The sequence below is a fragment of the Priestia sp. TSO9 genome (assembly GCF_021029645.1).
Classification (GTDB): Bacteria; Bacillota; Bacilli; order Bacillales; family Bacillaceae_H; genus Priestia; species Priestia megaterium_E.
Window position 1 is genome coordinate 1,850,907 of record NZ_JAJEKD010000015.1, and the last position, 13,419, is coordinate 1,864,325.

General features: G+C 38.1%; 14 protein-coding genes and 1 riboswitch. Of the genes, 5 read left to right on the top strand and 9 right to left on the bottom strand.

Annotated features, from left to right (window positions below):
- The first annotated feature begins 10 nt into the window (after positions 1 to 10).
- Positions 11 to 970 (top strand): metal ABC transporter substrate-binding protein, encoded by a 960-nt coding sequence (locus LJC66_RS24735; RefSeq protein ID WP_230933699.1) that lies wholly within the window; start codon positions 11 to 13, stop codon positions 968 to 970.
- A gap of 29 nt (positions 971 to 999) precedes the next feature.
- Here LJC66_RS24735 and LJC66_RS24740 read toward each other — a convergent pair whose 3' ends face one another.
- Positions 1,000 to 1,245 (bottom strand): type B 50S ribosomal protein L31, encoded by a 246-nt coding sequence (locus LJC66_RS24740; protein ID WP_013059552.1) that lies wholly within the window; start codon positions 1,243 to 1,245, stop codon positions 1,000 to 1,002.
- Between the two features lie 152 nt (positions 1,246 to 1,397).
- Between LJC66_RS24740 and LJC66_RS24745 the strand changes: the two genes are divergently transcribed.
- Both LJC66_RS24745 and LJC66_RS24750 read left to right on the top strand, forming a co-directional pair.
- Entirely contained in the window at positions 1,398 to 2,732 is a 1,335-nt protein-coding gene (locus LJC66_RS24745) for a cytochrome ubiquinol oxidase subunit I (RefSeq protein WP_013085272.1), read from the top strand.
- Positions 2,733 to 2,747: 15 nt separating this feature from the next.
- Positions 2,748 to 3,785, top strand: a complete 1,038-nt coding sequence (locus tag LJC66_RS24750; protein WP_050688658.1) for a cytochrome d ubiquinol oxidase subunit II — start codon at positions 2,748 to 2,750, stop codon at positions 3,783 to 3,785.
- 29 nt (positions 3,786 to 3,814) lie between these two features.
- Here the strand turns inward: LJC66_RS24750 and LJC66_RS24755 are convergent, their stop codons facing one another.
- From LJC66_RS24755 to LJC66_RS24765, 3 genes are read right to left on the bottom strand one after another with little or no spacing between them, the layout of a single operon-like run.
- The gene (locus tag LJC66_RS24755; protein ID WP_098599933.1) at positions 3,815 to 4,273 is read right to left on the bottom strand and encodes a flavodoxin; all 459 of its coding nucleotides are present in this window, start codon (positions 4,271 to 4,273) and stop codon (positions 3,815 to 3,817) included.
- A gap of 15 nt (positions 4,274 to 4,288) precedes the next feature.
- Positions 4,289 to 5,044, bottom strand: coding sequence for a hypothetical protein (locus LJC66_RS24760; protein WP_230933700.1), 756 nt, complete (start codon positions 5,042 to 5,044; stop codon positions 4,289 to 4,291).
- Between the two features lie 54 nt (positions 5,045 to 5,098).
- Positions 5,099 to 5,380 carry a DUF2325 domain-containing protein gene (locus tag LJC66_RS24765; protein ID WP_013059557.1) on the bottom strand — a complete coding sequence of 94 codons (282 nt, stop codon included), beginning with the start codon at positions 5,378 to 5,380 and terminating at the stop codon, positions 5,099 to 5,101.
- A 207-nt stretch (positions 5,381 to 5,587) separates the two neighbouring features.
- On the opposite strand from LJC66_RS24765, the gene LJC66_RS24770 reads away from it, so the two are divergent.
- A complete protein-coding gene (locus LJC66_RS24770; protein WP_013059558.1) occupies positions 5,588 to 5,746 on the top strand; it encodes a DUF1540 domain-containing protein in 159 nt (52 codons plus the stop codon).
- Positions 5,747 to 5,812: 66 nt separating this feature from the next.
- Positions 5,813 to 6,016 (top strand): hypothetical protein, encoded by a 204-nt coding sequence (locus LJC66_RS24775; RefSeq protein ID WP_013059559.1) that lies wholly within the window; start codon positions 5,813 to 5,815, stop codon positions 6,014 to 6,016.
- Between the two features lie 29 nt (positions 6,017 to 6,045).
- On the opposite strand, the gene LJC66_RS24780 is transcribed toward LJC66_RS24775, so the two are convergent.
- The 5 genes from LJC66_RS24780 to menB all read right to left on the bottom strand — a co-directional run bounded on the left by LJC66_RS24780 (position 6,046) and on the right by menB (position 13,418).
- Positions 6,046 to 7,089, bottom strand: a complete 1,044-nt coding sequence (locus LJC66_RS24780) for a ribonucleotide-diphosphate reductase subunit beta (RefSeq protein WP_013059560.1) — start codon at positions 7,087 to 7,089, stop codon at positions 6,046 to 6,048.
- A gap of 16 nt (positions 7,090 to 7,105) precedes the next feature.
- Positions 7,106 to 9,349, bottom strand: a complete 2,244-nt coding sequence (locus LJC66_RS24785) for a ribonucleoside-diphosphate reductase subunit alpha (protein WP_115655009.1) — start codon at positions 9,347 to 9,349, stop codon at positions 7,106 to 7,108.
- A 133-nt stretch (positions 9,350 to 9,482) separates the two neighbouring features.
- A riboswitch (cobalamin riboswitch) is annotated at positions 9,483 to 9,668 on the bottom strand.
- Positions 9,669 to 9,946: 278 nt separating this feature from the next.
- Positions 9,947 to 11,050, bottom strand: coding sequence for an o-succinylbenzoate synthase (gene menC, locus LJC66_RS24790; RefSeq protein WP_230933701.1), 1,104 nt, complete (start codon positions 11,048 to 11,050; stop codon positions 9,947 to 9,949).
- 3 nt (positions 11,051 to 11,053) lie between these two features.
- Entirely contained in the window at positions 11,054 to 12,517 is a 1,464-nt protein-coding gene (locus LJC66_RS24795; RefSeq protein ID WP_230933702.1) for an o-succinylbenzoate--CoA ligase, read from the bottom strand.
- Between the two features lie 82 nt (positions 12,518 to 12,599).
- Complete coding sequence (menB, locus tag LJC66_RS24800; RefSeq protein WP_013085280.1) at positions 12,600 to 13,418, bottom strand: 1,4-dihydroxy-2-naphthoyl-CoA synthase; 819 nt, start codon at positions 13,416 to 13,418, stop codon at positions 12,600 to 12,602.
- Position 13,419 lies beyond the last annotated feature (1 nt).

Consider the following 13,419-nt stretch of genomic DNA (forward strand, 5'->3'; position numbering starts at 1 on the left):
GAGCAACATAATGAAATTCAAACCACTTTTAATGGTGCTGGCATTAGGAATTGGAACAGCTCTTGCAGGGTGCAGTTCAAGCAGTGCAAATAACGCATCTGATAATAAAAACAAAAAATTAGAAGTTTATACAACAATCTACCCTTTACAGGACTTTACTGAAAAAATCGGTGGAAAATATGTAGAAGCTAAAAGCATTTTACCAACCGGTGTAGATGCGCACTCATTTGAGCCTACAACAAAAACAATGGTCAAAATCGCCAACGCGGACGCATTTGTTTACTCAGGAATTGGACTTGAAGGTTTTGCAGATAAAGCACAGTCTACACTTAAAAATGAAGATGTAGCTTTAGTAGAAGCTGCAAAAGGAATTAAATTAGCAAAGAGTTCTGAAGATGAGCATGCCCACGAAGACGAACATGCCCATGAAGAAGAGCATAACCACGGAGATACAGACCCTCACGTTTGGCTTGATCCTGTTTTAGCTATTCAATTAGCAGAAAATATTAAAGACGAACTTATTGAATTAAAACCAGATAAAAAAGCAGAGTTTGAAAAGAACTTCCAAGCGTTAAAGACTCAGCTTGAAGATGTGGACCAAGAGTTAAAAACAACAATTGGCGACGCACCTCATAAAGAAATTTTAGTATCACATGCAGCCTATGGCTACTGGGAAAAACGATACGGCTTAAAGCAAATTAGCGTAGCGGGTTTATCTCCTACAAATGAGCCGTCTCAAAAACAATTAGAAAACATCGTAAAACAAGCAAAAAAAGACCATATCAAATACTTTATCTTTGACCAAAATTTAAAGCCTAAAGTGTCTACGCTTGTAAAAAATGAAGTAGGAGCTCAAGCTTTAACACTTCATAACTTAGAGTCATTAACAAAAAACGATGTTAAAAATAAAGAAGATTATTTCTCCATTATGCAACACAACATTGATACGTTGAAAAAAGTATTATATTAATAAAAAAACTAGCCTCCGGGCTAGTTTTTTTATTGTAATTTATATTTTTGCTTAAAGCGTTCTACACGGCCGCCTTTATCAGCAAATTTTTGTTTTCCTGTATAAAATGGATGTGTATCCGAACTGATTTCAACTTTTAAAAGCGGATATGTGTTGCCATCTTCCCATTGAACGGTCTCATTTGATTGTTTTGTAGATCCTGATAAAAATGATGTTCCGCTATTTGTGTCCATAAATACAACTTTACGATAGTCTGGATGAATATTGGTTTTCATAAAATATCTCTCCTTTAAAACAATATACGTTCATTATAATCGTAATGATTACTATTATCAAGTGATATGTTTTACCAATTCCGATGCATAAAGCGTGGTAAAAAGTGGACAATAAGGTTTATCAATACTTTACTGGAAAGGTTGAAAAATGAATGGATCATTTAGTTACTGCACGTTCAATGTTTGGCCTGAACATGGGAGTACATATCATTTTTGCCACCCTTGGTGTTGGCATTCCTCTCATGATTTTATTGGCTGAAATTCTTTACTACAAAACAAAAGATAAAGATTATGAACTTATGGCACAGCGCTGGACAAAAGGAGCTGCCGTCCTGCTTGGAGTCGCTATTCCTACGGGAACAATTGCTGGTGTACAACTAGCGTTGCTTTGGCCGGGTTTTATGGAAATTGTAGGAAAAGTAATGGCTCTTCCCTTTCAAATTGAAATTTATGCTTTCTTTATTGAGGCTCTGTTTCTCTCTATTTACGTATACGCAGCGGACCGTATTTCTCGAAAAATGAGGATTATCAGTCTGATTTTAGTAGCAATAGGAGCACTTGCCTCTGCCGTTTTAATTACCAACGTGCATGCATTTGAAGGGACACCTGCTGGCTTTCGAATTTTAAATGGAGACATTGTAAGCGTAGATCCTTGGGCAGCTTTCTTTAATCCGAGCTTCTTTGTAACGTCCGGTCACGTAGCCGTTTCTGCTTATACAACCGGAGGCTTCGTCATTGCTTCAGTCGCTGCCTTTAAAATGCTTCGTGCGCGAAAACATAATCCAAGAGAATATAAGTTTCATCATAAAGCGTTGATGATGGGATTAGTAATCGGCGGGATTTTCTCTTTTGTAACGGCTTTGAATGGACATGAATCTATGCAAAAAGTATACGAATATCAACCCGAAAAACTTGCAGCAGCTGAAGGTCTATTTGAAACGCAAGATCATGCGCCATTAGCTTTAGGCGGATTTACAGATGAAAAAGAACAGCGAGTCAAGTATGGAATTGAGTTTCCATGGATGCTCAGCTTCTTGTCGGGTAATAGCTTTAATACAGTGATTACTGGACTCAATGACTTCCCTAGGGATTATTGGCCGCCGCTTTTTGTGCATACCTTGTTTAACGGTATGGTCATTATCGGATCGATTTTAATTTTAGTGGCGCTAGTGGGCGTTGTTTGGTACAAGTTTTTAAAGAAGAAAAGCTTCCCGAAAATTTTCATGTGGGCATTTGTCGCAACCGGTCCTCTTGCAATCATGGGCATTGAATTCGGATGGATTTTTGCATGTACAGGAAGACAGCCTTGGGTCATTTACCGCATAATGCGTACATCAGAAGCTGTTACTACTTCTGCTAATTTGCATATTCTATTTTTTTTATTTTTGCTTGTTTATATCGTACTTGTGGCCGCAGTCGCCCTTGTACTGGTGTTTTATTTCAGAAGAAATCCGCTTTCTAAAGAGCTTGCTGCGCAAGCAGATTAAAAAGGATGTGAGAATATGGGTGATTCATTACTAGCAATTACTGTAATATGGGGCTTCATTTTTATCTATGCCGTAATGGGAACGATGGACTTTGGAGCTGGTTTTTGGTCGATGGTATATATTAACCGTACGAAAACAAATGCTACAGATGTAGCAAACAGATATCTATCGCCTACTTGGGAAGTAACCAATGTATTTATCGTTGCGATTGTTGTTGCGCTGTTTAGCTTTTTTCCTCGAGCTACATTTACGCTTGGAACAGTGCTACTAGTACCGGGAAGTATCATTTTACTTCTCTTATCTATTCGAAGCGGATTTTTAGTGTTTTCACACTATGCTAGCAGCTTCAAATATCGGAGAGCGTTAGTTTATATATCCGGTATCTCTGGCGTGTTAATTCCTGCTTTTTTAATCGCCGTACTGCCAGTAAGTCAAGGGGGATTTATTGATGTAATTGACGGCACGCAGCGATTAAATTTAGCAAGAGTGTTTTCAAGTCCGCACGTTTATTCATTTATTGGTTTTGCCATTACCTCTTCCCTGTTTCTTTCGTCTCTTTTATTAGCAGATTACTCGAAGTCATCTGACGAAATGGAAGCTTATGCGGTCTATCGGCGCGATGCGCTCATTACAGGACCTCTTTCACTGCTAATGGCTATCTTTATTATGATTACAATGCAATCAGAAGCCAGCTGGTTATATGATAAAATGATGCAGTTTAAGCCTCTTCTTTACGGATCTGTAGGTCTATTTGTAGTAGCTGGTATTGCTCTGCTGCTTCCTTCTCAAAAAGGAAAAGGAATGCCTCGTTTAGCCGTGGTATCAATCGTCCTTCAATATTTCTTAGCAAGTTACGTATACGGACGAAGTCATTTACCGTATGTCGTGTATCCAAACGTAACGATTGAGAATGGATTTACACATCCCGATGCGTTCCATTCGTTATTTATTGTGTATATTGTTGGCTTTGCGATTTTATTTCCTGGATTCTTTTATTTCTGGCGTCTATTTATGAAAGATAATAAAGAATACAGCAAAAAGAAGCCATATTAAAAACCCGGTCAGCACTTGACCGGGTTTTCTTATGAAGCAGCAGATTTTGCTACTATTTCAGCAAAATCTTTAGCAAATACCTTACATTTTTCTACATCTTCTCCAAAGGGAGAGAGCTCAATTTTCAAACCGGGAACGGCTATATTTCCGTTGCGTTCCTTTATTTTTTCTTCAATTAAATCAACTGCTCCGCAAAAAACATCATATGAGGAATCACCTGAGCCAAATACAGCCATCTGCTTTTGAGTGAGATCTATATCATCCATTTCATCATAAAGATCTAAAAAATCATCTGGCAGCTCTCCATCTCCCCACGTATAAGCTCCAAAGATAATAGATTCCGCGGATACAAGGTCAGAAGCATCAATGTCATATACTTCTGCTCGTTTTACATGCAATCCATGCTTGACTAATTCTTCTTCGATCAAATCGGCTATCGCTTCTGTGTTACCTGACATACTCGCATAAGCTAGTAAGATTTCCTTCATGTAAACAACGCTCCTTTACACCAGCAGTGTTGGCCGCACATCCCCTTCTTCAGCACATTCTTGTTGAAGAGGACAGTTTTCACACTCACTGGATGCATAATTCTTTTGAAAATGTTTTGGTTCCATTAACACACTTTTGACAATATGTAGTTGAAGTATGGCTTTTTGATAATCGTCTGGGGCAATATGATAAGTTGTTGTTTCTCCAGTTAATAATGAATAAAAACGAATTTGTTCAGGAACCTTTTTAAAAGCTTGTTTCGAAAAAACGATAATAAAGTCTTTCATTGCGTTTTTCACTTCTTCATGGTCATCTAGAATGAATTTTGTTAGCGTATAAGATTTTTCTGTCCATGCAGCAAAATCAATGGTTAGAGAAAGGTTGCTTTGAATTTCTTCTACATAAACGCTGTATTTCTCAAACACAAAAAGCGGTAGTTCCACATGTGCTTTCTTTCCTAAAAACCTTAGTAAATAATCGCTTACTTTAGCTAACACATCGTAATAGTGAACGGGTGATGAAAACATATTTGGCTTTAGGCGCCAATATTTTTCAATAAGCTGTAAAACATAGAGGTTTGAGCGATACTCAACCGGCTTGCTATAGTATGTTTTAATGATTTGATGGACAGTTACTTGAACGAGCTGTTTCCAATCTATAGATGTTTTTTTCAAAAGAAGCTGCTGCTGATAAAATTTGTACGGACATCGAATAAATTGTTCGACGTGGTCGTTAGAGAGTGTTTTTATATGTACTTTTATCGGTTCCACCTATGTCTCACCACCCTAATTGAAATTCATTCTCAATAATAAGTAAAAATTAAATCATGAAATCTGCTCAATTACTTTACGAATAGCACTCCATGAATGTTTGACGAAATAAATGGGTTTTTTTTGTTTTTTTGCTTTCTCTTTAATGACTTTTGCCATATTGTGATTAATAAAATCCGTAATAACTAATACAAACCCAATATGTTCGGGTATTTCTCGCTTCACCATATTGCTTTTACGGCCATCTAAATGAATGACTTCATTAAACCCTTCTCCCGCTAAACGATCTGTAATATGCTTTAACCTGTCTCCTCCTACAACCATAACTGATGACATGTTTGTTCCCTCCCAATTAATTATTCATTTAATGATTTGCCAACAACTTGTATTCTTTACTATATACACAGTTTAATTGAGAATGATTCTCTTTGTCAATGTTTAATTGATAAAAATTCTCAATTAAAATGAAAGTCTACCACCTTTCTTATAAGTTGGTTGAATTTTGACCATACTATAGCTATCACATACGAAGGAGGGTTAACGTTGGAACAAAACATTCTTTGTGAAGTAAATAACTGTCACTTTTGGAAAAATGGAAATCACTGCAGCGCAGAAGAAATTTACGTGGTAAGTCATAGCGGAAAACATGCAGCAAGCAGTTATGAAACAGACTGTAAAACGTTCAAGCCAACTGAAGCGTAACCCGCAAAAGGACAGCCTCTGGGTTGTCTTTTTTCTCTCTTCAAAATCATAAAAAAGGAGACTAATATGAAAACTGAACAACTGATTCATTTTTTTAAAGAAGAAGCAATAAAAGCAAATGAACAAACCTTTCCAATCTATGTACAATCGTTCACTCATTTATGGACATACAAATGGGGAACACTTGAAAACATTCCAGAAGAAATTGATGACTTAATTACTACACGTGCGTTAGAACTTGGACTTATTCACTTAAAAAAAGCTGACTAATCAATAAGAAAATTAGTCAGCTTTTGTGTTTATAGATCATCAAATCCATTCGCATCTGATGCTTTTGTATATTGTCGTGATTTCTGTTCAAAGAAATCCGTTTTCCCTAAATCTACCTCTTGGTAAGCAATAATCCAACGAAGGGGATTTTCAATCGGTGCTTCTGGGAAAGCAGCTCGGCCGAAGCCTAATTGATTACAGCGTTTATTAGCCATGTATTCAATATACTGCTGCAGTTCTTTCATCGTGATGCCGTCGAATTTTTCTCCGATAACAGATTCCGCCCATTCAATTTCAAGACGAGCTGCCTCTTGGAACGTTTCAACTACAAACGTTTCTAGCTCCTCCGTACGATAAGCTGGATTTTCATTTAGTACTTCCTTGAAAATCTTTTCAAATAACCCAACGTGAAGCTGTTCATCACGATTGATATAGTTAATCATCGTAGATGTCGCCACCATCTTTTGATTTCTCGCAAGATTATAGAAGAACGCAAATCCACTATAGAAGAAAAGGCCTTCTAAAATAACATCATATACCATAGACTTCAAAAAGTTTTCAACCGTTGCTTCTTCGCTAAATGCTTTATATCCGTTTGTAATAAAGTCATTTCGAGCGCGAAGCTTTTCGTCTGTGCGCCAGTATTCAAATACTTCATCTTGTTTTCCTTTTGGTACAAGACTTGATAAAACATATGAATACGAATGATTATGAACCACTTCTTGCTGCGCTAAAATAATCATTAAAGCATTAATCGAAGAATCGGTTACATAATCAGCTACTTTGCTAGCATAATCTGATTGAATACTGTCCAGTAGCGCCAGCAAGCCAATAATTTTTAAAAAGCTCTCTTGTTCGTCAGCCGTTAACTGAGGGAACTGCTTAATATCTTGACCCATATTAATTTCAAACGGCGTCCAGAAGTTAGCTAGCATACGCTTGTATTTAGGGAACGCCCATGAAAATCGGACGTCATCCCAGTTTAGAATATTTGAGCTCTTGCCGTTGATGATTCCTGTCGAACGGTTCGGAGCTGTTTCATTCATTAATTCTCGTTTTAACATGCTTGTCATCAATTATTCACTCCTTTTAACTATGACAGCTTTCACATTCTTCAATGACTTCACTTGATGTTGAACGTACGTAGTAGGTCGTTTTTAACTTTTCTTTCCATGCCGTCATATGAAGATCCAGCAGCTCTTTTGCTCGGATATCATTTTGTACATATAAGTTGAATGAAATGGATTGATCAATATGGCGCTGGCGCTTGGCGTTTTGCTTAATGCTCCAGTGCTGATCAATTAAATAAACGGACTTATAATACCAGTTTGTTGCTGGCGATAAATCCGGTGCCGTCACCGGGATTTTATAGTTTTTCTTTTCCTCTGAATAAAACTTACGGAAAATCGGATCAATACTTGCAGTAGAACCCGCAATAATAGATGTTGATGAATTAGGTGCTACAGCCATTAAGTAGCCATTTCTTATCCCATTGTTTTGAACTTCGTTACGCAGTTCACTCCACGCTTCGCTTGTGTATTTACGTGTTTCAAAATAAGCGCCTGACTCAAAATCTGAGCCTTTAAATAATGGATATGCGCCTTTTTCTTTAGCTAAGTTCATGCTTGCCTGTACGGTTAAGTAAGCGATTTGCTCATACAATTCATCGCAATATGCTACCGCTTCATCTGTTTCCCATGCTATTTTCTTTAAGGCAAGCAAATGGTTCCAACCAAATGTGCCAAGCCCTACTGCGCGGTACTTTTGGTTTGTTAGTTTTGCTTGAAGTACCGGCAAATCATTTAACTCAATAACATTATCAAGCATGCGTACTTGAATTGGAATTAAACGTTCAAGCACATCTTCAGTTACGGCTCTCGCTAAGTTGATAGACGAAAGATTACATACAACAAAATCGCCCGGATTCTTTGTAATAATAATTTTTCCGTCTTCCGTAATTTCCTCTGTTACGACCGTTGTGCTTTGGTTTTGCGTAATTTCTGTACATAAGTTGCTGCAGTAGATCATGCCCTCGTGGCGGTTTTGATTAGCTCGGTTAACCGTATCACGATAGAACATATAAGGCGTCCCTGTTTCAAGCTGCGAAAGCATAATGCGCTTGAAGATTTCAATAGCAGGTACTGTTTCTCTTGAAAGCTGTTCATTATTTACACACTCAGCGTAACGAGTGCGGAATGAACCGCTGCCTTCTTCTTCATCATAAAAATCTTCTAACGAGTAGCCCATCAGCGTACGAACTTCGTGAGGATCGAATAAGTGCCAATCTTCACGTGCTTCTACTTTTTCCATAAACAAATCTGGCAAACATACGCCAGTGAATAAATCATGCGTGCGCTGGCGTTCGTCACCATTGTTCAACCGCGCGTCTAAGAATGAAAAGATGTCTTTATGCCATACGTCTAAATATACGGCAATAGCTCCTTGTCGTTGACCTAGCTGATCGACACTTACAGCCGTATTATTTAGCTGTTTCATCCATGGAATTGTTCCTGATGATACGCCTTTAAAACCTTTTATATCACTTCCTCGGCTTCTAATATGACCGAGGTAGACACCAATTCCGCCTCCATTTTTACTAAGCGTGGCCAAATCTGTATTGCTATCATAAATACCGCGTAAGCTGTCATCAATCGTATCAATAAAGCAGCTAGATAGCTGTCCGTAGCTCTTTCCTGCGTTTGAAAGCGTTGGTGTGGCAACCGTCATATATAGACTAGAAAGCGCCCAGTACGCTTCTTTTACTAATGCTGTTCGATTTTCTTTCTTTTCTTGAGACATCAGCGTCATAGCAATGATAAGAAAACGTTCTTGCGGTAATTCGTATACGCGCTTATCATGTGATGTCGCTAAATAGCGATCTGCTAATGTCAACAATCCAATGTATGTAAATAAACGATCGCGTTCAGGAATAATGACTGAAGCAATTTCATTAATTTCTTCTTCTGTATATGTTTTTAATAGCTGTTTATTATAAATACCGATTTTTGTTAGTTCTTGAATAAGCTGATAAAACGAACCGTATTTCTCTTTTTTATCATAGCCTCGGTTGTCCGCTGCTTTTCGATATAGTTCGTTTAAGTAGACGTCTGCCGCTACGTACGTCCAATCTGGTTCTTCCATTGAAATACGCTCTAAGGCTGCTAAAATTAGGACGTTTGCAACCTTTTCGTCCGTCATATTTTCCTTTACTGTAACAGTTTGAATAACCTTTTCCTCATACAAAGAAAAATCAAGCTGCGTAAATTCTTTTTTTAAACGTTCAATATATGCAGTTAATTCATGTAGAATTGTAGGCTTTAATGTATTCACCATAAATATGGCTCCTCTCTTCACTTCAAAATAAAAAATCGCTCACCGTACCTCGGTGAGCGAATAGAACGAAGATAGAAGAAGACACTAAGTCTTTTCTCAATCCTCGCTCTACCCTCTCACCTCCCGAAGAAGATAAAACGACATAAAAAAGGCAGGTCTCCTGACTTATGCTTCTTTTTACTTTAAGGCCTTCCCATGATGTTTACTCACAGTGGATCTCCTTATTTCATCAGCATTCACAGTTGCGGGGACAGCTTTGGATTTTCACCAAATTCCCTTTTAAGTCTTTTTATCAGACACCTTTTTCACTGGAAAACACAAAATATAGTATTTTATTATCGATTTCAAAACAACATATTGTGTTATGTTATAAACACATTATATAGGACAACTTAGAAAACTATCAACCTATTTTCAAAAATAATTTTGTTTTTTACGATAAAATCCTTCGACTTTTTTCATCAAACTATTCCATCATAACATGTTTTGACACGCTTGATGGAACAATGTGCTCTTTTTAAAAAATTTGTCCTATTTTTCTACTAAACATTGACAACCTCAATAAAAAAACCGTTTTACATAAAAAACGGTTTTTAATTATTTGTATTCTTTTTCAAATGCTGTGATTGTTTTGATAAAGTTTTTATCAATATCGTATCCTATCCCCGGTTTTCCCTTCACCTTTATTACTCCGGCTTCTACCTCTACTTCGGGCTTAATAATATCTTTTTCCCAATAGCGAGACGACGCAGAAATATCACCTGGTATCGTGAAAGAAGGCAATGTCGCAAGGGCGATGTTATGAGCACGTGAAATGCCGGCTTCTAACATTCCTCCAACCCAAAGTCTTACACCATGCTGGGCGCACAAATCATGAATTTGCTTTGCTACGGACATTCCGCCAACTCGACCGATTTTCACATTGATAATCTTACAGCTTCTTTGTTCAATTGCATGACGTGTATCTTCATAGCTCACAATACTTTCATCTAAGCAAATTGGCGTCTGCATTTGCTTTTGTAACAATCGATGATCAAGGATATCATCAGAACTTAACGGCTGTTCGATCATCATTAAATTCAAGTCATCTAGTTTCTTCAATGAATCACTATCGCTTAACGTATAGGCTGAATTGGCATCAGCCATAAGAGGAATGTTTGGAAATTCATCTCGAATTTGTTTCAGTAGCTCATAGTCAGCACCCGGCTTAATTTTCACTTTAAAGCGCTTATAGCCATCTTTCATGTAAGTCTTTATTTGTTCTTTCATTATGGAAATATCATTTAAGCCAACTACCACTCCAGCTTCTACAGCAGACCTTACTCCTCCAATTACTTCAGATAACGGCTTGTTTTGCCTCTTTGCATACAAATCCCATACAGCACAGTCCAAAGCTGCTTTAGCCATGTTATTTCGCTTTAGAGGTTTGAATAACTTTTGAACATCCTCTGGTTTTTGAAGCTGCTGATGAAGAAGCGAGGGAATTAAAAAATCGTCTAACATATGAAAACATGTTTGAATCGTTTCTTCCGTATACCAAGGAGATGAAAAAGCAACTACTTCTCCCCACCCTGTAAATCCTTTTTCATCTTCTACTTCAAGCAAAATCAATTCTCGATCCTGCACTGTACCATAGCTTGTTGAAAAAGGAGAAAGAAGCTTCATGTCAATTTTATAAAGGTGTACTTTTTTTATAATCATCGATTAGCTCCCTTTCTGTATGAAAGATGATAGCTTCCGGCGTATGATTTTATTAGAAGCCGTTCGCGGCAGCTCCTCTACTCGAACGAAATACTTTGGAAGTTTGTACTTTGCTAAAAATTGTTGAATGTGTAAAGATAATTCTTCATCTGAAACGTCTTCGTTTACAACAATACATGCAGCTGGCACTTGTCCCCATTTTTCATCAGCTACTCCCGTTACACCGGCCTCTTTAACAGCGGGATGCTTCAACAAAACATTTTCAATTTCAGCTGGATATACATTTTCTCCACCTGAAATAATAAGGTCTGAACGTCTGTCTAACACATATAGAAAGCCTTCTTCATCCACTTTCCCGATATCTCCTGTATAGAACCAGCCTTGTTGAAGGGCTTTTTCAGTAGCTTCAGGTTTATTTAAATATCCTGTTGTAACATTTGGACCTTTAACAATGATTTCTCCTGCTTCGCTGGTCTCATTTCCTTTTTCATCTACAATTTTCATTGCACATGGAAATAACGGTTTACCTGCTGATCCCAGTTTTCGCAAACTATCTTCAGGTGAAAGCGTAACGAACTGTGAAGATGTTTCTGTCATTCCATACGTTTGATAAACAGGAATTTCTTTATTCACACAAGCCTCTAAAATAGTAAGCGGTGCAGGTCCTCCTCCTAAAAGCATGCACCGAAACGTATGCGGATATTTTCGTTCCCCTAACTCATCGAGCATATTAGACAGCATGGAAGTGACAACCGAAATAATCGTTACCTCTTTGTTTTCAATCGCTTCATTTACTGCTCCTGCTTCAAACCGTTCTTCTAAAATGATTTTCATTCCGTAAAAGACGCTCCGCATTAAAATAGATAAGCCACTAATATGAAACAAAGGAACCGCTATAAGCCAGCAGTCTTTTTCATTTAATCCTAAATTAAGCGCTGAGCCAACGGAACTCCACCAGTGATTTCCATATGTCTGCAGCACTCCTTTTGGATGACCTGTTGTTCCAGACGTATACATAATGGTGAATGTGTCCTCGAGATTCCACGTTTTTTGAAAATCCGTTTCTGCTTCTGGAGAACTTTTTAAAGCAGGTAAAGTAAGCTGAGTAATGGAACTTTGGAATTCTCTCATTAAAAATGTTTCATCCGTAATAAGCAACGACACGTTTGCATCTGTTAGCTGATAATTAATTTCTTCGTTTGTCAAACGCGTGTTGACGAGCAGCAACTTTGCACCAATATAAGAAACCGCATGTAAAATCTCAATAAACTCCACGCTATTTTTCATGTATAAAGCAGTCGTATCGCCTTGCTTTACACCGTTAAACGAAAGCTGATGTGCTACTTTTTGAACACGTTTATGAAGCTCTTGAAACGTAAGAGACGTTTGCGGTGTTTCTACCGCCACTCGATTTGGCGTCAAATATGCTCTTTGCATAAGCCCATTGGGAATCGTTTGGCTACTCATGAATTTCTCTCCTTTTTATACTGATTAACTAAATTAAATTGAAAAAACAGCCTGATGATAATCACCAAGCTGTTTCAGCTGTTTAAGGGAAACGTGGGAACTGTTGGAAGTCTGGATTGCGTTTTTCCTTAAATGCATCGCGACCTTCTTTTGCCTCATCGGTTGTGTAATAAAGAAGCGTTGCGTCACCCGCAAATTGCTGGATACCAGCTAAGCCATCCGTATCAGCATTAAATGCTGCTTTTAAGAAACGAAGAGCGGTTGGACTTTTTTCTAACATCTCTTCACACCATTGAATTGTTTCAGCTTCAAGCTGTTCTAATGGAACGACTGTGTTTACTAATCCCATGTCTAGTGCTTCTTGAGCGTTGTACTGACGGCATAAGAACCAGATCTCACGCGCTTTCTTATGACCTACGATGCGAGCTAAGTAACCAGAGCCATATCCTGCATCGAAGCTTCCAACTTTAGGACCTGTTTGTCCAAAGACTGCGTTATCCGCTGCAATTGTTAAGTCACATACAACGTGAAGAACGTGGCCACCACCAATTGCATAGCCTGATACCATCGCAACAACCGGCTTTGGAATTACGCGAATTAAACGCTGTAAATCTAGAACGTTTAGACGTGGAATTTCATCTTCTCCTACATAGCCGCCGTGGCCGCGAACTCTTTGGTCTCCGCCTGAGCAAAATGCTTTATCTCCAGCACCTGCTAATACAATTACTCCAACGCTTGCATCGTCACGAGCATAAGCAAATGCATCGATCAATTCCATTACTGTTTTTGGACGGAATGCATTGTGCACTTCCGGACGGTTAATCGTAATTTTAGCGATTCCGTTATATGTTTCGTATAAAATGTCTTCATACTGACGTACTGATGTCCATTCAACTGTCATC

Coding starts and splice junctions, on each gene's coding strand:
- LJC66_RS24765 (WP_013059557.1), bottom strand. CDS start 5,380: ATGTCATCAGTTATGGTTGTAGGAGGAGACAGGTTAAAGCATATTACA.
- LJC66_RS24775 (WP_013059559.1), top strand. CDS start 5,813: ATGAAAACTGAACAACTGATTCATTTTTTTAAAGAAGAAGCAATAAAA.
- LJC66_RS24780 (WP_013059560.1), bottom strand. CDS start 7,089: ATGACAAGCATGTTAAAACGAGAATTAATGAATGAAACAGCTCCGAAC.
- LJC66_RS24755 (WP_098599933.1), bottom strand. CDS start 4,273: ATGAAGGAAATCTTACTAGCTTATGCGAGTATGTCAGGTAACACAGAA.
- LJC66_RS24750 (WP_050688658.1), top strand. CDS start 2,748: ATGGGTGATTCATTACTAGCAATTACTGTAATATGGGGCTTCATTTTT.
- menB (WP_013085280.1), bottom strand. CDS start 13,418: ATGACAGTTGAATGGACATCAGTACGTCAGTATGAAGACATTTTATAC.
- LJC66_RS24735 (WP_230933699.1), top strand. CDS start 11: ATGAAATTCAAACCACTTTTAATGGTGCTGGCATTAGGAATTGGAACA.
- LJC66_RS24740 (WP_013059552.1), bottom strand. CDS start 1,245: ATGAAAACCAATATTCATCCAGACTATCGTAAAGTTGTATTTATGGAC.
- LJC66_RS24745 (WP_013085272.1), top strand. CDS start 1,398: ATGGATCATTTAGTTACTGCACGTTCAATGTTTGGCCTGAACATGGGA.
- LJC66_RS24785 (WP_115655009.1), bottom strand. CDS start 9,349: ATGGTGAATACATTAAAGCCTACAATTCTACATGAATTAACTGCATAT.
- LJC66_RS24795 (WP_230933702.1), bottom strand. CDS start 12,517: ATGAGTAGCCAAACGATTCCCAATGGGCTTATGCAAAGAGCATATTTG.
- menC (WP_230933701.1), bottom strand. CDS start 11,050: ATGATTATAAAAAAAGTACACCTTTATAAAATTGACATGAAGCTTCTT.